The organism is Enhygromyxa salina, assembly GCF_000737335.2.
GTDB lineage: Bacteria > Myxococcota_A > Polyangia > Nannocystales > Nannocystaceae > Plesiocystis > Plesiocystis salina_C.
Genome location: NZ_JMCC02000083.1, coordinates 37290 through 56777, shown reverse-complemented (window position 1 = coordinate 56777; position 19488 = coordinate 37290). Strand labels below are relative to the sequence as shown.

The following is a 19488-nucleotide window of genomic DNA, read 5'->3' as shown; positions in this document are numbered from 1 at the left end:
ATTCGGGCGACGGCGACGGCGACGGCGACTCGGGCGACGGCGACGGCGACGGCGACGGCGATTCGGGCGACGGCGACGGCGACTCGGGCGACGGCGACGGCGATTCGGGGGACGGCGACTCGGGCGACGGAGATGGCGACAGCACCGGCGACGGCGATGGCGACAACATCGGCTGCGATGGCGTCCCCAGCCCAGACGGCCAAGGAAACTGTCCGCCCCAGTGCGCGAGCTGTGCGGGTGGCCGCTGCCAGATTCAGTGCCTGATGGGCGGCGGCTGCAATGGCCAAGACCTGAGCTGTCCGCCCGGTTGGCCGTGCGACGTCGCCTGCGACGGCCAAGGCGCCTGCCAGGGCACAACCGTCAACTGTGCCGACGGCGACTGCTCGATCTCGTGCGGCAACAACGGCTCTTGCAACGACGCGACGATCGTCTGCGGCCAGGGCCAGTGCGATGTCGCGTGCACCGGCCAGGGCAGCTGCGGAAATACGGACGTCACGTGTGGCCCGGACTCGTGCGCGGTCACGTGCGGGGGCGGCGATAATTTCCAGCCGCAGAACCTCGACTGCGCCAACTCGTGCGATTGCAGCAGCCTCGGTTGCTGACGGTTCACGACCGCAGCCCCCTCGATTCCATCGTGCGAAGCATTCGACCTGCGCTGTTCGTGCTCGGGCTCTCGCTCGCAGGGTGCAGCACCGCTCCCGCCGCGCAGACGGTGGTGCGAGAGGAGATCGCCGGGCACCGCCTGCTCGTCCAGCTCGAACCTGCGCAGCCGGGGGTCCCGGTGCGATTCGCACACCCGGTCACCAGCAGCGAGCACGAGCTCGCCGAGCGCCTCGATACCCTGCTCGCGGAGCTCGCCTATGGGCGGCCCAAAGGTCGTCGGCTGGCCCGCCCGATCGAGCTCGAGGATCGCCAGCGTCTCGCCGCCGCGCTCGCGCGCGGGCTCACCCACGCCGGCCCGCGCGAGCGCGTTCGATTCTTGCTCAGCGTCGAGGACGACGCCCACACGCCGTGGCTCACCCCTGACGATCGCCAGACTCGGGGCATCGCGTTTGTCGACCTCGACGGTCGCTTTCACCTCGCGTTCGACCTGCTCGACGATCGCGTCGCGCCCGACGACGTCGATCCCTACGATCCAACCGAGCGGGCCCAGACCCGCGCGCGGCTCGTCACGGAGACCGGCGAGGATCTTGGCCCGGCCGACGACGGCGCGCCGCGGCTATGGGTGGCTTGGCGTCTGCTCGCAGACCCTGCCCCAGCCACCGCGGCGGACGATCTGGACGCGAACACGGCGAAGCTCGAGCTGCTGAACGAGCTGCTCCGCGACGGGATCATCGACCGCGAAGAATACGAGCGTCGGCGCGCTCCACTCGGCCCCCGCACTCCCCCGACCAGCCCGAAGGCCCGACGATGACCACGACCCTCTCGACCTTGTTCTTTCTGCTTGGCTTCTCGGGTCCGCCGGCGTCCGAGCCCGCTGCGAGCAGCGACACGCCCACCGACTCGGCCGCCGACTCGGCCACCGACCCGGCCACCGACCCGGCCGTCCAGGGCGAGCCCGAGAGCCCCAGCGAAGCCGCCCAGACAAACGCTGACGAAGGGCTGCCCACGGTCCGTCTGCTACCCGAGGCCCAGCGTCCGGACGAGGCCCACCCCGCGGCCAACGGCGCGAGCGAGTCCGCTGGTGGGCCGGGGCCGCGACGCAGCCTGAGCCCCGAGCCTGTCACCACCCACGGCGGCGGCGAGGTGGCCGAGAAGAGCTGGGGCTTCGAGTTCAACGGCTACCTCAACGCGCCGATGCAGCTTGGTATTGGTGAGCACCCGGACACGGGACGCACAACCTTGCACGCGCCGCTGGTGGCCGACGATCAATTCTTGAGCTGGCAGCACACCTCGCACATGCGGCGCAGCTGGTCGGAGCTGTACTTCTCCGTGGGCAACGACGTGGCCCGCGGAACCGCCGTCATCGAGGCCTTCAACTTCACGGACGTGGCCTGGAACCAGCAGCAAGCGCAGCTCGGCATTGGCCAGGCCTTTGTCACCCTCGCGCCGCGGTTTCGCAACAGCGCGGTCCGGCTGCGGGCCCGGGTTGGCGCGTTCGACAATCGCTATGGCATGTCCGGCCGCTACGACGTTGGCGAGTACGAGACCTATATCTTTGGGCGAACCCGCGCGATGGGCGAGACGGTCAGCGTGGCGATCCCCATCAAGAAATTCACGATCAACCTCGAGCACGGGTTTGGGGTCAACCGTCCGAACCCCAGCATCTACAACACCTCGCGGTTCACGGTGCTCAACCACGCGCACGCCGGGGTCGAGTGGAATGACAAGGTCGAGTTCAACTTCCACTATCTCGCCGCCTACGCGATGGAGGAAGATCGGCGCGGCGAGCTCAACCCCGAGAACCGCCGCGGGCGCATGCAGGTGTTCGGGCCCGAGCTGCGGGTCAACGCCAACCGAGCCGGCTACTGGTACCTTGGCTTCTCGATCATCGACGCCAACAAGGCGCGCACGGTTGGGCCCGCGATCGAGGTCATTCACGCCCAGGGCGGCGGCAACTTCACGCTGGGCGTTGTCGACAATTACCTCGAGGGCCCGACCCAGCAGTCCGACGGTGACGGCGGCGTGTACACGCTTGGCCTCCAGACCGAGCACAGCCTCAAGAAGATCCTCGAGGGTGACTCGTTCTGGGGCGCCGGCTGGGACGTGCGGCTGACCGTCTACGGCATGTTGAATTTCATCGACTCGCCAGACCCCGACGTGGACGGGACCCACAAGCTCAAGTATGGCGCCGATCTGTTCTACAGCGCCCTGCCCTGGCTGGGCGCCGCGCTGCGCTTTGATCGGGTGCAGCCGCACAGCAGCCTGCCCGACCAGAGCTTCGCTATCTTCTCGCCGCGCCTGGTGTTCCGCAGCTCCTGGCTGACCCGCGAGCAGATCTACATTCAATACTCGCGCTATTTCTACGCGCAGCGCGAGTGCGCCGACCCGGCCGAGTACTATTTTTGCGTCCAGCCGCCCGTGACCTCGGTCCTGCCCGACGGCTGGGGCGCGGCGTCGTTGGACAACGATCGTGGGAGTCCGCTCAACCTGCCGGACTACAACGTGATCACGATCGGTGCCAACATCTGGTGGTGAATCGAGCTCGATGAATACCTTGTCCAAGAGTGCCCAACGCCATGCAACCATCCTCCTGTTTGGCGCAACTGGCGACCTGGCCCAGCGAATGCTGCTGCCGTCGCTATTCGCCTTGCATGCAGATGGCCTGATCGCGCCCGACCTGCGGATTATCGGGACCGCGCGAACGCCACTTGACGACGCCGGGTTCCGCGAGCTAGCCCGCGCTGCGCTCGAGAAGCATCTCCCCGATGATCGCAAGGCTGGCGATCGGCTTCACGCCTTCTCGAGCCGCCTGTACTACCAGCCGCTCGACGCCTCGACCGTAGAAGGGTTCGACCGCTTGGCTGCCAAGGCAGGCGATATCTCCGGTGGCCTGTCGATCGTCCTGTCAACGGCGCCCTCGCTGTTCGAGCCCACGATCAAGGGCCTCGCGTCGGCGGGGCTGGCGGGCGACAACGTCCGCATTGGGCTCGAGAAGCCGCTTGGCACCAATTTTATCAGCTCGGCCAAGATCAACGACGCGGTGTCGGCGGCGTTCCCCGAACACCGGATTTTTCGCATCGATCACTATCTTGGCAAGGAGACGGTCCAGAACCTGATGGCGCTGCGCTTCGGCAACATGTTGTTCGAGCCGGTCTGGAATTCGGCGCATGTCGATCATGTCCAGATTACCGTCAGCGAGACCGTGGGGCTCGAGGGCCGCGCCGATTTTTATGATGGGGCCGGGGCGCTGCGTGACATGGTCCAAAATCACATGTTGCAGCTGCTCGCGCTGATCGCAATGGAGCCGCCCGGGGCGTTTGATGCCACGGCGATCCGCGATGAAAAGGTCAAGGTCCTGCGGGCCCTACGCCCGCTGAGCGAAGGCGACTGCGTGCGCGGTCAATACGGCCCCGGAACCTCGAGCGCGAAGTCGGTGCCCGGCTACGAGGGCGACCTGGGAAAGCCTTCGGACACCGAGACCTTCGTCGCGCTCCGGGCCCGGATCGACAATTGGCGGTGGCATGGTGTCCCGTTTTACCTGCGAACCGGCAAGCGCATGGCCGAGCGACGCAGCGAGATCGTCGTGCAATTCAAGTCCGTCCCCCACAATATTTTCAAGGGCCGCTACGGCAAGCTGCAGGCCAACACCTTGATTATTCGGCTACAGCCCGAGGAATATGTGCGGTTGCTGGTCATGGCCAAAGAGCCGGGGCTCGAGCGCGAGCGGGTGATCCTGCGCGAGGTGCCGCTCGACCTGTCGCTGAGCGAGGCGTTTCACGGGTCGCGGCGCCGGATCGCCTATGAGCGGCTGCTGCTCGACCTCGTCGAGGGTGACCAGACCTTGTTTGTCCGGCGTGACGAGGTCGAGGCGCAGTGGCGCTGGGTCGACGCGATCCGCCGAATTTGGGCTGAACAGGCCGAGGCGCCCAAGGGCTACACCGCAGGCAGCTGGGGGCCGGTCGCGGGTCTGGCGTTGACTGAACGCGACGGGCGTAGTTGGCATGAATAGTCGTCACGACATTCGGTGGTGCGACTGTTCAGACGCCCACGCCCTGGCAACCGCCGTCGCAAGTGCCATGCGCGATGCGATCGAGGCTGCGGTCGCCACCCGCGGCACGGCGTTTGTCGCGCTGTCGGGCGGGAACACGCCATGGCCTGCCTATGAAGCGCTATCCCACAACGAGCTGGCGTGGGATCGCGTTGTCATCATTCCAACCGACGATCGGCTGGTACCGTTTGGCGACCCCCTCTCCAACGTGACCGCGACGACGAAGATATTTGAACCGCTCGGCGCGCGGGTTCAGCCGCTGACGGACGCGACGGGCTCGGGTCCGATCGCAGACCAGCGCCTGCGCAGCCTGCCCTGGCCGCTCGACTTCGTCCTGCTCGGGGTTGGCGGCGACGGACACACCGCCTCGATCTTTCCAGGCAAGGACTTCGCTGCCGCGGTGGATCCCCACAATCCGGCGCGGGCGCTTGGGGTGACGCCTGATCCCCTGCCGCCTGAAGCGCCCGTTGCGCGAGTCAGCCTGACGCTCGCAGCGATCGCCGCCGCGCGAGCCGTGGCGGTCGCCGCGACCGGGTCGAACAAGCGCACCGTGATCGAGCGAGCAATTGAAGAGGGCAGCAATTCTGGCTTCCCTGTCGGCCGCGTGCTGGCGGCCATCCCCACGCCGGTCCGAGTATACTGGGCACCCCAATGACGCTACATCCCGACATCGAACGCGTGACCGCGCGCATCACCGAGCGCTCTCGAGCAAGCCGCGGCGCGTATCTGGATCTGGTCAATCGCCAGCGCGACGCCGGGACCCACCGCCCGCAGCTGTCGTGTGGCAACCTGGCGCACGGGTGCGCCGCGGCGGGTGCCGACCAAGCGCGGATCAAAGCCGGCAACGCGATGAACATCGGGGTTGTCACGGCCTACAACGACATGCTGTCGGCCCATCAGCCCTATGGCGTGTACCCGGATCAGATCAAGAGCTGGGCGCGCGAGGTCGGAGCGACGGCGCAGGTGGCGGGCGGCGTGCCGGCGATGTGCGACGGCGTGACCCAGGGTCAAGATGGCATGGAGTTGTCGCTGTTTAGCCGCGACGTGATCGCAATGGCGACCGGCGTGGCCCTTTCGCATCACATGTTCGAAGCCGCGCTGTTGCTCGGCATCTGCGACAAGATCGTGCCGGGCCTGCTGATCGGGGCGCTCCGCTTCGGGCACTTGCCCATGATCCTGGTCCCCGCCGGGCCCATGCCCTCGGGCCTTCCCAACCGGGACAAGGTCCGCATCCGCCAGCTTCACGCAGAGGGCAAGGCATCCAACTCCGAGCTGCTCGAAGCAGAGAGCGCCAGCTATCACAGTCCCGGGACCTGCACATTTTACGGTACCGCCAATTCAAACCAGATGATGATGGAGATGATGGGCCTGCACATGCCGGGCGCCAGCTTCGTCAACCCTGGCACGAAGCTGCGGCAGTCGCTGACCCGGGCCGCCGTCCACCGTGTGCTCGAGATCGGCTGGAACGGCCCTGACTACCGACCGCTCGGCAGGTGCATCGACGAAAAGGCGATCGTCAACGCGATCGTTGGCCTGCTCGCAACCGGCGGCTCGACCAATCACGTCATCCACCTGCCGGCAATTGCTCGGGCGGCGGGCGTGTTGATCGACTGGACCGACATCGACGAGCTCTCGCGCGTGGTCCCGCTGATCACCAGCATCTACCCCAACGGATCGGGCGACGTGAACGCCTTCGCAGCCGCTGGCGGCATGCCCTACGTGATCCGCGAGCTCGTGGGGGCCGGCCTCGCCCACGACGACATCGCTACGGTCTACGGCGACAAGCTGTCGGACGGCGCGAAGCAGCCGTCCCTCGTCGAGGACGCGCTGGTCTGGGCAGATGGACCCTCGGCGAGCACCAACAACGTCATGTTGCGGCCCGTGTCCGATCCGTTTCAGCCCGAAGGCGGCATGCGGCTGCTGCAGGGCAACCTTGGCCGGGCAACAATGAAGGTGAGCGCGGTCGCCCCAAGTCGCTGGACGATCGAGGCCCCGTGCCGCGTCTTTTGCGATCAGCATGCAGTGATCGCGGCGTTCGAGGCCGGGGAGCTCGACCAAGACACGGTGGTCGTCGTCCGCTTTCAGGGTCCCGCGGCCAACGGCATGCCCGAATTGCACAAGCTCACCCCGCCGCTGGGCGTGCTGCAGGATCGCGGCTTTCGCATCGCGCTGATCACCGATGGACGCATGTCGGGCGCGAGCGGAAAGATCCCGGCCGCGATCCACTGCAGCCCAGAGGCACAAAAGGGCGGCGGCCTTGGCCGGCTGCGCGACGGCGACATTGTCCGGGTCTGCGCCGAAGCCGGTGTTCTGGAAGCAAAAGTGGAACCCAAGACCTGGCAGGCGCGCACGCTCGCCGATCCCCCGGCCTTCGTGCCGGGGAGCTCGCGCGAGCTGTTTGCGATGATGCGCGCGATGGCGACCGAGGCCGAAGCCGGGGCGTCGGCGATGCTCGGGGCGGCGGGGCTCTAGTGGAGATCGTCACCGCAGATATCGGCGGCACCCATGCCCGCTTTGCGATCGCAACGGTGGAGTCGGGGCGCGTCGTCGCGCTGTCGGAGCCCGTCAATATGGCGACCTCGGAGCACGCCAGCCTGCAGATCGCCTGGCAGGCGTTCGGCGCCGGTCTGGCCCGGCCGCTGCCACGTGCCGCAGCCATCGCGATCGCCGCCCCGGTCCGCGGCGATGTCATCAAGCTGACCAACAACCCGTGGATCGTCCGGCCGGCGCTGATCCCAGACAAGCTTGGCGTCGACACCCACATTCTGATCAACGACTTCGAGGCGATCGCCCATGCCGTTGGCGCGGTCGACCCGGCCAATTTCTCACGCGTCGCCGGTCCCGACATCCCGCTGCCCGACGCTGGGGTGATCAGCATCATTGGTCCCGGCACCGGATTGGGGGTCGCGGCCCTGCTGCGAACGCCTCGCGCCGCGCACGTCATCGCAACCGAAGGCGGGCACAGTGACTTCGCGCCGCTCGACAGCATCGACGATCGGATCCTCGCCCACCTTCGCGCCAAGCACACGCGGGTCTCGGTCGAGCGGGTCGTCGCCGGGCCTGGGCTTCGCGCGATCTGGGAGGTGCTCGCCGCAATGGAGGGCCGCGACGTTCCGCATGGTGACGACAAAGCGCTCTGGACCCGGGCGCTGACGGGCGCCGACAGCATCGCCGCGGCCGCCCTCGATCGCTTCTGCCTGGCGCTGGGATCGGTCGCCGGGGACATCGCGTTGACCCACGGCCCTGGCGCGGTCGTGCTCGCGGGCGGACTTGGCCAGCGGCTTGCGAAGCACCTCCCCAATTCTGGATTCGCCCAACGCTTCGTCTCGAAGGGCCGATATCGCAGCTTGATGGAGGCCGTTCCCGTGAAGCTGATCAAGCACCCCGAGCCCGGCCTGTTCGGTGCCGCCGTCGCCTACGCCCAGGAATTCGTGGAATGAAACCAATCGAGACCATCATGCGCATGGCGCCGGTGATCCCGGTCCTCGTCATCAGCGATGTCGCGCACGCGATCCCGGTGGCGCAAGCCTTGGTCGCGGGCGGACTGCGGGTGCTCGAGGTGACGCTGCGAACCCCGGCCGCGCTCGAGGTGATCGCCAAGATGAAACAGGTTGACGGTGCGATCGTCGGGGCGGGAACCGTGATCAACACCGCCAGCCTCGAGCGCGCGATCGCAGCTGGTGCCGAATTCATCGTCTCGCCCGGATTGACCGAGACGCTCGGTCACGCCGCCATCGCCACGCGCGTGCCGTTCTTGCCCGGCGTCGCCAATGCCAGCGACATCATGCGCGGGCTCGACCTCGGCCTCGAGCACTTCAAATTCTTCCCCGCCGAAGCATCGGGGGGCATCAAGGCGCTCTCGGCCCTGCTGGGGCCGTTCCCGGATCTGCGTATCTGCCCCACCGGAGGCATCACCGCCAGCACGATGGCCGACTGGCTCATGATCGATCAGGTCTTGTGTGTGGGTGGCTCGTGGCTTGCGAAGGACCCAACCGATCCCGAGCAAATCCGCCGCTTCGCCCAGGCGGCTTGCAGCGCGCCAAACCATCAAAATGCGCACTAGCAGGGTGCGCACTCGCCCCAGATCCCACGCTGGGCTTGACCGCTCCGGGGCGGGTTCGGATACTAGGCTCGCCCCGCTGAATGCTCCGCCTACTCCTGCTCACGTCGGTCATGGGGCCAGCGCCGACGTCACCAGAACCCAAGGCCCCCAGCGCAGGATCCCAAGCCTCGCCCGAGGTGTCCGTGGGGGGCATCGCGTTCGGGCTGGTGGGCGACTGGCCGGAGCTCGCCGCAGAGGATCTGCAACCCGTGCTCGCCGCCAGCCTGGCCGACCTGGGCATTGAAGTCAGCGTCACCAAGCGACCGCTCGACAACGTGTTCGTGCAGCTCGCCTGGGCTCGAAAACTAGGGGCCGAGCAGCGCGGGCGAGCGGTGTTTTGGCTGGTGCGGCTCGATCCCAACACCGTCGAGCTGTTCGTGCTGCCGCCCGGGACCGACCTTGGCTACGTTCGCGACATCGCGGCTCCCGAAGGGTCCGACGAGCTCGCGGAGTTGCTGGCCGTGATCGTCCGTGGCGCCGCAGAGTCGCTGCGCGCGGGTGCTCCCAGCGGAATGCGTAGCCTCGAGCCGGAGCCAGAGCCAGAGCCGGAGCCGGAGCCGGAGCCAGAGCCAATCCCAGAGCCCGAGCCAACCCCAGAGCCCGAGCCAATCCCAGAGCCCGCAGCTGTCAGCGTGGGACCTGCCGCCAGCCCTCGCATGCGTGTGGGTCTGAGCTACCTCGGAGCAACGTTGGCGTCGAACGCCGCGTGGCAGAGCGGCGCCACCTTGGATGTCGGCGTCCGGTTCCCGATCGGTCTGACCGCGGCCATCACCGCTGGCTGGATCATGGGCCAGGCCCGCGACGAGCTCACGGATCTACGCCTCCATCGGGTCCCCGCGAGCTTGGCCGCTGGCTACGCCTTCAACCCGACACACACGGTGAGTGGGCGCCTCATGGCGACCGGCGTGGCCGAGCTCATCTGGTGGAGTCCCAGCGCGGGCGCCGGCCTCAACGCGGGTTCGGATGTTCGCGTGGGCCTGGGGCTTCGGGCCGATCTCGTCGTGCAGCTTCACCGCGGCCTGGGCCTGGTCGTGAGCGGTGCCGGGGTCGGGTGGCTCAGAAACGTGCGGGTCGATGTGCAGGAGCTCGGCGTGGCCCGAGCGGTGCTCGACCCTTGGCCATTTGGCGGCGAGGCGCGTGCAGGACTGCAGTACGAATTTTAAGGCGCGCACACCATGCAGCTGCCAAACACCACGGTCTTGCCCGAGAGCACGACGATGTTGTCGGCGGAGGGCTGCCCACCAAAGCGCCAGTCCGTTGAGTTGAGCTGCTCGCCCTCTGCGTTCCAGTAATTATCGACCGTGCCGCCAAACCGAAGATCCCGCGTCCAGATCACATCGTCGCGGGTCTGATTCGTCACGTAGATCTCGTGGCACGCACCTGTGTCCCACTGGCTCATGAGCACGATCTCGGTGGTGACACCCTCGTTTCCTCCGAGATCCACGACCTCGCACGCGTCGGGGATCGGGCCGCCCGTGTCGCCGGTCTCGTCACCGCCCGTTTCGTCGCTCGTGTCCTCGCTGTCACCGCTGTCACCGGTGTCATCGCTGGTGTCGGAGCTCGAGTCCGTTCCGCTGTCGGAGCTGGTGCTGGACGTGTCGGTGAAATCGCCCGAGTCTTCGGTGGTCATCGACGACGTGGCGCTTCCGGCGCTGTCGGCTGCGCCATCGACTTGCCCAAGCTGGTGCACCTGCGTGCACCCGCCGGCCAATGAACCCGCGACCGCGATGAGCAATATGTGCACCGAGTTCACGACCGAGCCAGTATACCTTCACACCGGGCCAATTCGGCGCTTTGCTGGTTTTTTCGTCCGGTTTGAAGCTCTGCGGGCCACCAGGGTTACGAGATGTCCACGGACGCGAGCAACGGTGCAGAGGACCAGGTCGATCGGGCCATTCTCACGGCTCTGCGCGGGCGCGCCGACGCGGGTGCGGTGTCCGAAGAGGACGACGCGGCACTGATCTCGGCGGCGGTCACCGCCCACCTCGAGAGCGTGCACCGTGACAAGGCGCGCCAGCGGGTGGCCCCCTGGCTCGCTGCAACCGGACTGCTCGCCGCCGCAGCCGCGCTCGCATTGTGGCTACTCCCAAGCAACACCAACCGTGAAGTGCCCACGGTGACTCAGGTGGATACGGGCGGGCTGACCCACGCGAGCTGGGTGTTGGAACAAGAGGGCACGCCCCTCGAAGGCGTCGTAGCGACGACGGATCGCCAGACCTGCGGGACCCGAGACGGCGCCCGTGCCTGCCTGGCACCGGGCTCGCGCGGGGCCTTCGAGCTCAACGGCAACGTCGAGCTCCACGAAGGCACCGCCCGCGTCGAGGCCGAAGGGCCAATCGTCTTGTCCGTGGCTGGCGTTGGCGTGCAGGCAACGACCGACACGGCAGACTTCAGCGCGACGCGTCAGGCCGCCGCGTGGAAGGTCGTCGTCGAGCGCGGCGCCGTGACGGTGACCCGCCCCGACGGGGCGTCCCGCGTGCTCGAGGCGGGCGAGTCAACCGGCAGCGAACCCGAGGTCGCGGTGCCGGTCGATACGGCGGAGTCAGCCGATCCACCCGCCGTGGATCCACACCAAGACCAGCCGGCAAGCGCACCAAGCTCCCACGAGCATCAACACCAAGCTCCCAGCGCCGATGCTTTGTTAGAGCTCGCCCGCAGTCAACGCGCGGCGAGCGACTTCGCTGCAGCCGCGAAGACCTACGAGCAATTAATTCGAGCGTACCCCAGCTCCGCGAAGGTGCGGACAACCCACGTCTCGCTGGCGCAGCTGTACCAGGGCCCGCTCAACGATCCAGCCAAGGCGCTTCGCCACTTTGACCGATACCTGAAGCGGGGGGGCCCGCTGGCCGAGGAGGCACACTACGGAAAGATCCGTGCGCTGCGATCGCTTGGGCAGACCGCGGCAGCCAAGACCGAGCTCGACGCGTTCTTGCAGACCTACCCAAACAGTGCCCACGCAGACGCGCTGCGCGGAGACTGAGTCTTCAGTCTTCAGTCTTCAGTCTTCAGGGTCGTCCGCGCTGCGCACGCCCAGGTTCAGATCACGACGAACCAAGCGGCGCAGCTCCTGGTGGCCCTTTTGGATCCGCGACTTCACCGTTGGGATCGGGGCATCCGTGATTGCTGCGATCTCTGGGATGGTGTGGCCCAGCGCAAAGCGCAACAACACGGCAGCGCGCTGCACATCTGTGAGCTGATCCAGATACTCGTCGAGCGGCCGCGGCAGGCGATCCAACGTCTCGGTCCGGAGCACCGCCCGGCGATCTTGCGCGTCGGTCTCGTGGGCCTGCGCCAGCGCCCGCTCCCGCACGCGCCGCTGCTTGTTCATCCAACGCATGCTCGATCGCGTTGCAATCCGCTGCGCCCACGCCTCGAGCGGACCACGGCCCGTATAGTTGGAGGCCGAGCGGAGCAGATCCATCAGCGAGATCTGGGCCGCATCGTTCGCGTCGTCACTGCCCCGCAGCAGTCCCCGCGAAACTCGACGCACGGTGGGCAGCAACCGGCGAGCAAAGTCCTCACACGCGCGCTTGTCCCCGCGCGCAACAGAGCGGGCGAGGTCCAAGTCCTCGGTGTGCGCGCTCCCGACCGCCTGCTCGGACCCATCTGGCGTGTCGTCCACGAGAGTGGCGTCACCCCCGGACCCCATACGAGCGAGCGTATCGGAGCGCTCCGTGCTTGTCCACGTGAAGTCCACCCGAGCGCGCGTGGTGAAACCCCTCGCGCTCCTCGTCCACACGAACAGCTGCTTGTGGGCTAGACTCGGTTTTCTGCTGTTTTCGAGGTGCCCCATGCCTTCTCGTAGGCGTCTCGCCTTTCTCACGAACGACTTCGAGCACGAATTTCAAAACGCGCTCTTGCGTGTGCTCGTTCCGGCGTTGGACGAGCACCAGGTCGAGCTCGTGAGTCTACAGGGCGGCATTCTTGGTCACGCCCGTGATGCGGCGCGCCACTTTGTGTTCGACCTCGTGTCGCCGACCATCGTCGACGCGGTCCTGATCAGCGCTCACACGATTGGGCATCTCTCGACGCGGGGCGAGCTCGAGCAGTTCGCGGCGAGCCTGGCCCCGTTGCCCACGGTGTCGCTTGGCGTCGAGCTCGAGGGCGTCACCTCGCTGCTCGTTGACAACGAGTCGGGCATCTACAAGCTCGTCAGTCATCTCATTTGTCACCACGGCCATCGGCGCCTCGCGTTTGTCAGCGGTCACGAGAAAAACCCAGAGACCCAGGCGCGCTACGCCGGATACAGCCGGGCGCTGCGCGATCACGGCCTGACCCAGGATCCCCGGCTCCACTATCAGGGCAACTTCGAGAGCGAGTCCGGGAAGGCTGCGGTGACCGCCTTCTTCGCAGCCCACGGCGTATGTGTCGACGATCTCGACGCCATCGTCTGCGCCAACGACGAGATGGCTGCAGGCGTGGTTCAAGCCCTCGCGCTCCGGGGTGTGCGGGTGCCGGGGCGCATCGCCGTGACTGGATTCGACGATCTGGGCCTCGCCCGGCATCTCGAGGCCCCGTTGACAACCGTGCGGCAGCCAATCGAGAAGCAGATTCGCTACGCCGTCGAGCGCCTGGTCGCCGCGATCGATGGCGCGCCGTTGGTGCCCGGGGTCGTCATGTTCGACACGGAGCCCGTGTTCCGGCGCTCCTGCGGCTGCCCGCGTCGCCCCTACGACGTCAGCTTGTCGCGGCCGCCAACACTCCAACAAGTGAACCTCGACGAGGTCGCCAGCAACTTGGAGAGCGTGGAAGCGGAGCTGCGCCGGGGCGCGGGCGGGGGCCTCGAAGGCCTTGGCCCCGACTGGTCGAACAGGCTCGCCAGCTCGTTCGTGCGTCAGGTCCGGGGCTCGGCGCCGGATCTGTTCTTCGACACCGTCGAGGACCTGCTGCACGAGCGCCCCGACCACCACGATGGGATCACCGCCGCGTTTCAGGACGTGCTCCTCGCCCTCCGCCGGCAGGCCATGGGCTGGGCGGCTCCGGGTACGGAGCTCGCGGCGCACGTGGACGCGACCTGTCAGGAGGCGCTGTTCATCGCTAGTGACATCGGGGCCGTGGCCCTCGCACGCCGCGGCGCAGAGTTGATGCAGCGCATGGTCGTGCTCAGCGAAGTCACAGGTCAGCTCATGGCGTCGCCAAACCTGTCGACCCTTGGCCAGGGGCTGCAGGCGCTGCCTCGGGTCGGCATCGGCTCGTCTGTCGTCGCCCTGTTCACGGACGTGCTCGACGCCAGCTCGCCACCAAAGGACCACGCGTCGGTCCGGCCGCCGGGCGTCACCGCCAGCTTGCCGCCGGTGCCAGACGTGCTCGTGATCGCGGTGGCCTCGGACCCAGACGCCTGCGAGGGCGCGGTCGGGTGCTATCCAACCTCGCAGCTGGCCCCGGCGGGCTACTTGAACGGGCGCCACGTCATCGTTCAGCCCCTCACGCATCACGGCACGCGCCTCGGGCTGGCGCTGCTGGAGTACGGCAGCGAGGGCTTCGTCTACGAGCTCCTGCGCCAGGGGATCAGCTCGGCCGTGAAGGGGGCCCAGCTCACCCGCGCGGTCGAGCGCCTCGCGATCATCGATCCGCTGACGGGCCTGTTCAATCGCCGCCACCTCGCGGCCCGGCTCAATGATGAGCTCGCCCGCTGCAACCGCTACGGTCACGCGCTGTCGGTCACGGTCGTCGACCTCGACGGCTTCAAGCGCGTCAACGACGTGCGCGGGCACGATGCCGGCGACAGGGTCCTCGTCCGGGTCGCGGACGCGCTGCAGCGCACGCTCCGGACCACCGACGTGGTCGCGCGGGTTGGGGGCGACGAGTTCGTGATCATCGAGCCAGAGACGACGGCCGAAGCCGCCATGCTCGTCGCCGATCGGCTGCGCGCTGCCCTTGCAAACGTGGACGCCAACGGCTTCGTCGCGGCCAGCCTCGGGGTTGCGACCTTGGATGAGGCGGCGAGCGCTGCTCTTGGCGGCGGCGGCCCCAGGAGCCTCGAGCCGGGGCTCGCCGAGCGGCTGCTCCGCAACGCCGATCAGGCGCTGCTCCGCGCCAAGGCCGACGGCAAGGGCCGCGTGTACCACTGGAACGACGTCCGCCAGCACGGTCACGCACCACCCGAAGCCCCATGAATCGACTCTGATCGATCACCGCTCGCTCGGCCTCTTAGTTGGCGAGCAGCTGGCCCTCCGTGATCCGCATATCCTGCGTGCCTTCGCCGTGTCGGGTCGTCTATGATGATGTTCGATGTCGAAGATTCAGCACGTCTATGGCCTATTCGAGTCCCCCGAGGATGCGATGACCGCGTTGGCGTTGGTACAAGCGCGTGGCTGCTCCACTGAGCACTGCAGCGCCATCCTGCATGAGAAGCACATTGACGAGAGCATGCTCTCCACATCTGAGCGGGCGAGCCGCGAGGGCGCACTCGACGGTGCGGCTATCGGTGGCACCGCGGGCGCGATTATCGGAGGACTTGCAGCCTTGGGGGGCGGGATCCTCGGCGTCGGGCCGTTGGCGGCTGTGGCGTTGGCGGCTGGGACGTTGGGGGGCTACGGTGCCATGCTAGGAGGAATTTCAGGCTCAGATGATGCGGAGAAGCATCTCAGGGCTCTATACGCAGAGGTCGAGAATGGAAAGATCCTCATCGCCGTCGAGACCGACGACAGCGAGCTCGAGAAGATGTGTGAGACGATCTTCGCGGAGCATGGTGGCCGCCAGGTCGTGTGTTAGCGGGCGCGAAGGTCCGTCCGAAACCCGGGGGAGGACAATGGAATCGGCTCACGACCGTCCACGTGCATGAACCCCTCTTGATGGTTGTTGAGGAGCGTGCAGCTCTCTCCGTAGCCGCCGTGATTCGGCCTCGCGGGCTCGAGCTCGACGCCGGTAGCGAGGGCCATGGTCACCGCGAGCACGGTCCGGCCAATCGTGTTCATGCCCTCGAAATTAATCGTGTCGTACTCGTCGCTGGGCATGTGGTAGTCGCCGTGGGCCAGCGTGTAAAAGCCCAGACTTGGCACCCCGGCCTCGCTAAACGAGTACAGGTCGCTGGCCGCTGACGCCTCCAGGCAGATGGAGCCGACGCCCTCGCTCGCCTGCGCGACCAGCTCGGGCCAGGTCGTGCTCGTGCCCACGCCCGAGATGATCAGGCCAAGCTCCGAGAGCCGCCCAACCATGTCGAGGTTGACCATGGAGTGGATCTTGCCGAGCTGCGCCGGCCAGTCACGAACCAGCGCCGAGGAGCCGAGCAGCCCCAGCTCCTCGCCGCCAAAGTGGGCAAACACGATCGTGCGCCGCGGCTGAACACCCGAGTCTGCGATCGCCTGGGCCACCGCCAGGACCATGGCTGTGCCAGAGGCGTTGTCGTCGGCGCCGTTGCAGATCGTGTCAAGCACGCCGTCGTCGCCAAGCAGGGGCATACACAGACCGTTGTCGCTGGTCCCAACGTGATCCCAGTGCGCCCCGAGGACCACGAGCTCGTCGGCCAGATCACTACCGGGGATCATGGCCAGGACGTTGTCGGAGCGGTGCATGAGCGGCGCGACGCTGGCGTGCAGCGACGCCCGACATGCGCGAGCAGAGCTTCGTGCTCGAGCGCGGTGCACCCGACATGCCCGGCGGTCGCTCGGCCCTCGCAGCGAGTGAGATCGATCCACGCGCCCTCGCGGCCAGCGTTCGCTACCATCTTGGGCGCGTGGAGTATCCGCTCCCCGCTGACCTGTTCGAGCCTCCAGCACCCTACAAGCAGGTCGAGCCGGAGTCTGCGGACCTGCACATCGGCAGCATTGGAGCGTCGATCACCGAGCAGGCCTGGGCACACGGGTTCGAGCGGCGCTACTGGGTCACCGACCAGTGGCCGGTGGCGGCGCGAACGGTCTTCTTCCTTCACTCCTTTTACGCGATGGCGGGGGGGACAGGCCTCGAGGTCTATCTGGTCCAGAACGACCCGGCCGAAGTGGTCGGCACGCTGGAGGCGCTCGTCACCAGCGGGTGTGTTCGGCTCGCGCACCTCTACCGGCAGGCGCTCGGACTCGCGGTCGAACAAGCCGCCGAGGCTTGCACACGCTGCGACCCGCAGTGGCTCGAAGCACAAGCGCTGCCGCTGCCGCTGCCCGATCGTGAGTCCGAAGGCCAGGGCTGGGGGGAGATCGACTCCCATGACGAAGGCGGGACCTATTGGCTCATTCGCCACGAACTCGAGCCCGCCGCGGCGGTGTACCTGAATGAATCGAGAGCGCGTTGTGATGCGGCAGCAAACAATAGGAACACAGATCGAGGTGGAAGTTGGCGCGTAGCCAGTCTTTGTATTCGGGATATTTCGCGCTCGGCCCCAAATCGGGTGGTTCCGAGAGGGGTAACTCAGCCACGCCGCCTCCGTTCCAGCAATAGCTTGGCCTCTTCCACCGCGGCATGGACTTGGTCGGACTCGGGCGTTGGGGTTGGCATCGACGCCAGCAACCCTGCGTTGATCGCAGCGAGAATCGCCTCCTCTTCTTGCGACAGCTGCTCGCCGTCGAGCTTGCGGCCGACCAAGTCAAAGCGCAGCTCCTCGAAGCGGCGCGCCAGATCGGACGCTCGCTCACCAATGTCCCGAGGCGGGAGCGTCGGCCCCTCGCCCAGCGTGACCCGGACCTGTCCGAGCAGCGCCCGGCGGGCGAGCGCGAGCGTCGTCTGCGGGGCCGCGAACGCTGGTGCGGGATAGCGACGCGCGGGGTCGTCAAGGCGAATCGTCATATTGGGCTCCCATCTCGAGGTGTGTCCGCTCGGTGGCGAGTTCGAAGAACGCACGCTTGGCGATTGTCTTGGCGGCGAGGACCTCTCGCTTGATGCGACCATGGTCCTTCCAAAACCCGTTGTTCACGGTGATCGTTGCCGAGGTCTTGGTCTGGACCAGGAGGGACTCATCGGCGTCGGGACCCTGCCTCGCGGCGATCTGGACCATGACTTGCGCGTCCATGCGACCTTTGTCGCGATAGTAGAGTTTGATGTCGACGCCATCGAGCCCATCGTGCTGCCCCTCGAGTTGAACCCCGAGGTTGAGGTGAAACGCTTGGGATAAATCGAAGTTGGTAGACGCGAATCGAAATGTATTGATGTACCCATACGCAACTTGCTCGAAGGCCGGCATGATGAGTGCGTCGTCGTAGGTTTGCGAGCAGGCATCCAACCAGGGAGCCAAGGCTGGTTCGAGCGAGCGCTCGTAGGTCTCGTAGCGGTGCGTCTCATCGGCGAAGCGATGCACGCTGAGGTAGCGGTGGCCGACTCGGGCCCGCAGCTGGCCGCTGTCCCACGACCACTGCTGACTCCAAAATGGCGCGACGGGCCCCTCGCGGGGGATCTCGGCGACAATCAGCGCAGGTTCGCGGTGGAGTTCTCGCCCTGGACCGCTCTCTCGTAGCGTTCGCTTGGCCGTGAGCGCGATGGCAGCTGGTTCCTCCGGGATCACCGGTACCGGTCGTCCGAGCACGAGCGCCCACGCTTCCGTGATTGTCGAGCGCTCGCAGAACGTGACCTCGCGCATCACTCGGAGCCTACTCCCCGATCTCCGGCATGTCGACGTTCAGCAAGCCAACAGCGCGCCGATGCCAGCGCCGCCCATCCCAAGGTCATTGCAAGCGTCGCGGATTTTGCCCGTCGTGGGCGGCGCATGTGACTAGCGCCGCAGCGCGTCTTCGATCCACGCGTCCACTTCGCCGCCCCACAGCATCTGGACCAGCTCGCGACCGTTGACGTAGACCGTTGGCGTGCCCGGCAGATCCAGCTTCTCGCCGTTCGCACGATCCTCGGCGACCTTCAGCTTGACCGGCTCGGACGCGACGTCGGCCTGCCACTTGGCGACGTCGAGGCCGGGGACCTGCTTGGCGTAGGCCAGCAGATCCGCGTCTTCGAGCGCGTCTTGATTGGCAAACAACAGATCGTGCATCTCCCAGAATTTACCCTGCAGGTGCGCGGCCTCGGCTGCGGCCCCGGCTGCCTCGGCGCGCGGGTGGTGCTCGGTCAGCGGGAAGTGCTTGAACACCAGCTTGGCGCGCCCGCGCTGGCCCTCGATCGCGGCGCGCAGCAGCGGCGCCTCGTGCTTGCACATGGGGCACTGGAAATCTGCGAACACGACCACGGTCACCGGCGCGCGCTCGTTGCCAAACACGGGGCGGCCCTCGATCGGGATCTCGCGCGGGGTCAGGGCCTTGACCACGGTGTCGACGTCGAGCTTGATGTCGCCCGCCGCGGCGCCGCTGGCCAGGCGATCCGCGATGAACTGGGCGACGTGGATCGAGTCGCGGCACTCGGCGTCGTCGCGCAGCGAGGTCGCCAGCGAGTGCGCCTGCCCGCACGCGCTGGACTCCGTGTTGATGACCTGGAAGAAGCTGTCGCGCTGGGCCGGGGCGAGCTTCGAGAGATCGACGCCGGGCGCCTCGAGGATCATGTCGGCCGGTGGCGCCTCGACCGGGTTGGGATCCGCGGCCGGACCTGTCGCCGGTGCGCCGGTCTTGCCAGCGGGCTGGGTCGCGGTCTTGGTCGCGGCCTTGTCCTTGGCCGGCTGCGCGTCACAAGCGGCTACCCCAAAGGTGGCGGTGGCGACGAGTAGCGCACAGACGGTTGACAGTTCACGGACGGCACGGAGCACGGGCGACGCTAACTTAGGCCCGGCGCGCTCGCAACACGCCGGCTTCACAGTCCCAGACGCGATCGCAAGCTTCGCTGCCCGCGCTGAACCAGTCCGCGAGTCCGTCCGCGAGCGGGCGAGAAGCCCTGA

Annotated in this window: 17 protein-coding genes and 1 pseudogene; 12 read left to right on the top strand and 6 right to left on the bottom strand. The window is 67.2% G+C overall.

Translation table 11 applies throughout. The annotated features are described in order from the left end of the window. The 9 genes and pseudogenes from DB30_RS41735 to DB30_RS41730 all read left to right on the top strand — a co-directional run. Positions 1 to 602 (top strand): annotated as a pseudogene (locus tag DB30_RS41735) (hypothetical protein); the annotation flags it as partial. A 32-nt stretch (positions 603 to 634) separates the two neighbouring features. After that, on the top strand, positions 635 to 1414 hold the full coding sequence (locus tag DB30_RS28210; protein WP_146660958.1) for an SHOCT domain-containing protein: 780 nt from the start codon (positions 635 to 637) through the stop codon (positions 1412 to 1414). After that, entirely contained in the window at positions 1411 to 3138 is a 1728-nt protein-coding gene (locus DB30_RS28205; RefSeq protein ID WP_052554676.1) for a hypothetical protein, read from the top strand. The genes DB30_RS28210 and DB30_RS28205 overlap by 4 nt, the downstream gene beginning before the upstream one ends. Positions 3139 to 3148: 10 nt before the next feature. Continuing rightward, positions 3149 to 4612 (top strand): glucose-6-phosphate dehydrogenase, encoded by a 1464-nt coding sequence (zwf, locus tag DB30_RS28200; protein ID WP_052554673.1) that lies wholly within the window; start codon positions 3149 to 3151, stop codon positions 4610 to 4612. After that, on the top strand, positions 4605 to 5306 hold the full coding sequence (gene pgl / locus DB30_RS28195; protein ID WP_052554671.1) for a 6-phosphogluconolactonase: 702 nt from the start codon (positions 4605 to 4607) through the stop codon (positions 5304 to 5306). The genes zwf and pgl overlap by 8 nt, the downstream gene beginning before the upstream one ends. After that, positions 5303 to 7123: a phosphogluconate dehydratase gene (gene edd / locus DB30_RS28190; RefSeq protein ID WP_052554669.1), complete on the top strand. Its 1821-nt coding sequence runs from the start codon at positions 5303 to 5305 to the stop codon at positions 7121 to 7123. The genes pgl and edd overlap by 4 nt, the downstream gene beginning before the upstream one ends. After that, a complete protein-coding gene (locus DB30_RS28185; protein WP_052554667.1) occupies positions 7123 to 8091 on the top strand; it encodes a glucokinase in 969 nt (322 codons plus the stop codon). Before edd ends, DB30_RS28185 begins: the two co-directional genes overlap by 1 nt. Then, positions 8088 to 8714: a bifunctional 4-hydroxy-2-oxoglutarate aldolase/2-dehydro-3-deoxy-phosphogluconate aldolase gene (gene eda / locus DB30_RS28180; RefSeq protein ID WP_052554664.1), complete on the top strand. Its 627-nt coding sequence runs from the start codon at positions 8088 to 8090 to the stop codon at positions 8712 to 8714. Before DB30_RS28185 ends, eda begins: the two co-directional genes overlap by 4 nt. Before the next feature lie 80 nt (positions 8715 to 8794). Continuing rightward, on the top strand, positions 8795 to 9916 hold the full coding sequence (locus DB30_RS41730) for a hypothetical protein (protein WP_205633083.1): 1122 nt from the start codon (positions 8795 to 8797) through the stop codon (positions 9914 to 9916). Here DB30_RS41730 and DB30_RS28170 read toward each other — a convergent pair. Then, the gene (locus DB30_RS28170; RefSeq protein WP_153258424.1) at positions 9913 to 10506 is read right to left on the bottom strand and encodes a hypothetical protein; all 594 of its coding nucleotides are present in this window, start codon (positions 10504 to 10506) and stop codon (positions 9913 to 9915) included. The genes DB30_RS41730 and DB30_RS28170 overlap by 4 nt on opposite strands. A 93-nt stretch (positions 10507 to 10599) precedes the next feature. Here DB30_RS28170 and DB30_RS28165 point away from each other — a divergent pair, with 93 nt between their 5' ends. Then, positions 10600 to 11733, top strand: coding sequence for a tetratricopeptide repeat protein (locus DB30_RS28165; protein WP_052554656.1), 1134 nt, complete (start codon positions 10600 to 10602; stop codon positions 11731 to 11733). A gap of 18 nt (positions 11734 to 11751) precedes the next feature. Here DB30_RS28165 and DB30_RS28160 read toward each other — a convergent pair whose 3' ends face one another. Beyond that, positions 11752 to 12375 carry an RNA polymerase sigma factor gene (locus DB30_RS28160; RefSeq protein ID WP_052554655.1) on the bottom strand — a complete coding sequence of 208 codons (624 nt, stop codon included), beginning with the start codon at positions 12373 to 12375 and terminating at the stop codon, positions 11752 to 11754. 169 nt (positions 12376 to 12544) lie between these two features. On the opposite strand from DB30_RS28160, the gene DB30_RS28155 reads away from it, so the two are divergent. Continuing rightward, positions 12545 to 14869 carry a substrate-binding and GGDEF domain-containing protein gene (locus DB30_RS28155; protein ID WP_052554652.1) on the top strand — a complete coding sequence of 775 codons (2325 nt, stop codon included), beginning with the start codon at positions 12545 to 12547 and terminating at the stop codon, positions 14867 to 14869. A 115-nt stretch (positions 14870 to 14984) separates the two neighbouring features. Beyond that, complete coding sequence (locus DB30_RS28150; protein ID WP_052554651.1) at positions 14985 to 15467, top strand: hypothetical protein; 483 nt, start codon at positions 14985 to 14987, stop codon at positions 15465 to 15467. Here the strand turns inward: DB30_RS28150 and DB30_RS28145 are convergent. The 4 genes from DB30_RS28145 to DB30_RS28130 form a co-directional block, all read right to left on the bottom strand. Continuing rightward, positions 15464 to 16267 (bottom strand): M28 family metallopeptidase, encoded by an 804-nt coding sequence (locus tag DB30_RS28145; protein WP_052554648.1) that lies wholly within the window; start codon positions 16265 to 16267, stop codon positions 15464 to 15466. The genes DB30_RS28150 and DB30_RS28145 overlap by 4 nt on opposite strands. Before the next feature lie 826 nt (positions 16268 to 17093). After that, positions 17094 to 17468 carry a hypothetical protein gene (locus DB30_RS28140; RefSeq protein ID WP_052554644.1) on the bottom strand — a complete coding sequence of 125 codons (375 nt, stop codon included), beginning with the start codon at positions 17466 to 17468 and terminating at the stop codon, positions 17094 to 17096. Beyond that, a complete protein-coding gene (locus DB30_RS28135) occupies positions 17452 to 18255 on the bottom strand; it encodes a hypothetical protein (RefSeq protein WP_052554642.1) in 804 nt (267 codons plus the stop codon). The genes DB30_RS28140 and DB30_RS28135 overlap by 17 nt, the downstream gene beginning before the upstream one ends. Positions 18256 to 18387: 132 nt before the next feature. Then, positions 18388 to 19359, bottom strand: coding sequence for a DsbA family protein (locus DB30_RS28130; protein ID WP_052554639.1), 972 nt, complete (start codon positions 19357 to 19359; stop codon positions 18388 to 18390). Positions 19360 to 19488: the final 129 nt, after the last annotated feature.

Bases quoted from the DNA above. Each gene is read 5' to 3' on its own strand.
- DB30_RS28205 (WP_052554676.1), top strand. From the start codon at position 1,411: ATGACCACGACCCTCTCGACCTTGTTCTTTCTGCTTGGCTTCTCGGGT.
- zwf (WP_052554673.1), top strand. From the start codon at position 3,149: ATGAATACCTTGTCCAAGAGTGCCCAACGCCATGCAACCATCCTCCTG.
- pgl (WP_052554671.1), top strand. From the start codon at position 4,605: ATGAATAGTCGTCACGACATTCGGTGGTGCGACTGTTCAGACGCCCAC.
- edd (WP_052554669.1), top strand. From the start codon at position 5,303: ATGACGCTACATCCCGACATCGAACGCGTGACCGCGCGCATCACCGAG.
- eda (WP_052554664.1), top strand. From the start codon at position 8,088: ATGAAACCAATCGAGACCATCATGCGCATGGCGCCGGTGATCCCGGTC.
- DB30_RS41730 (WP_205633083.1), top strand. From the start codon at position 8,795: ATGCTCCGCCTACTCCTGCTCACGTCGGTCATGGGGCCAGCGCCGACG.
- DB30_RS28165 (WP_052554656.1), top strand. From the start codon at position 10,600: ATGTCCACGGACGCGAGCAACGGTGCAGAGGACCAGGTCGATCGGGCC.
- DB30_RS28155 (WP_052554652.1), top strand. From the start codon at position 12,545: ATGCCTTCTCGTAGGCGTCTCGCCTTTCTCACGAACGACTTCGAGCAC.
- DB30_RS28150 (WP_052554651.1), top strand. From the start codon at position 14,985: ATGTCGAAGATTCAGCACGTCTATGGCCTATTCGAGTCCCCCGAGGAT.
- DB30_RS28145 (WP_052554648.1), bottom strand. From the start codon at position 16,267: ATGCACCGCTCCGACAACGTCCTGGCCATGATCCCCGGTAGTGATCTG.
- DB30_RS28140 (WP_052554644.1), bottom strand. From the start codon at position 17,468: ATGACGATTCGCCTTGACGACCCCGCGCGTCGCTATCCCGCACCAGCG.
- DB30_RS28135 (WP_052554642.1), bottom strand. From the start codon at position 18,255: ATGCGCGAGGTCACGTTCTGCGAGCGCTCGACAATCACGGAAGCGTGG.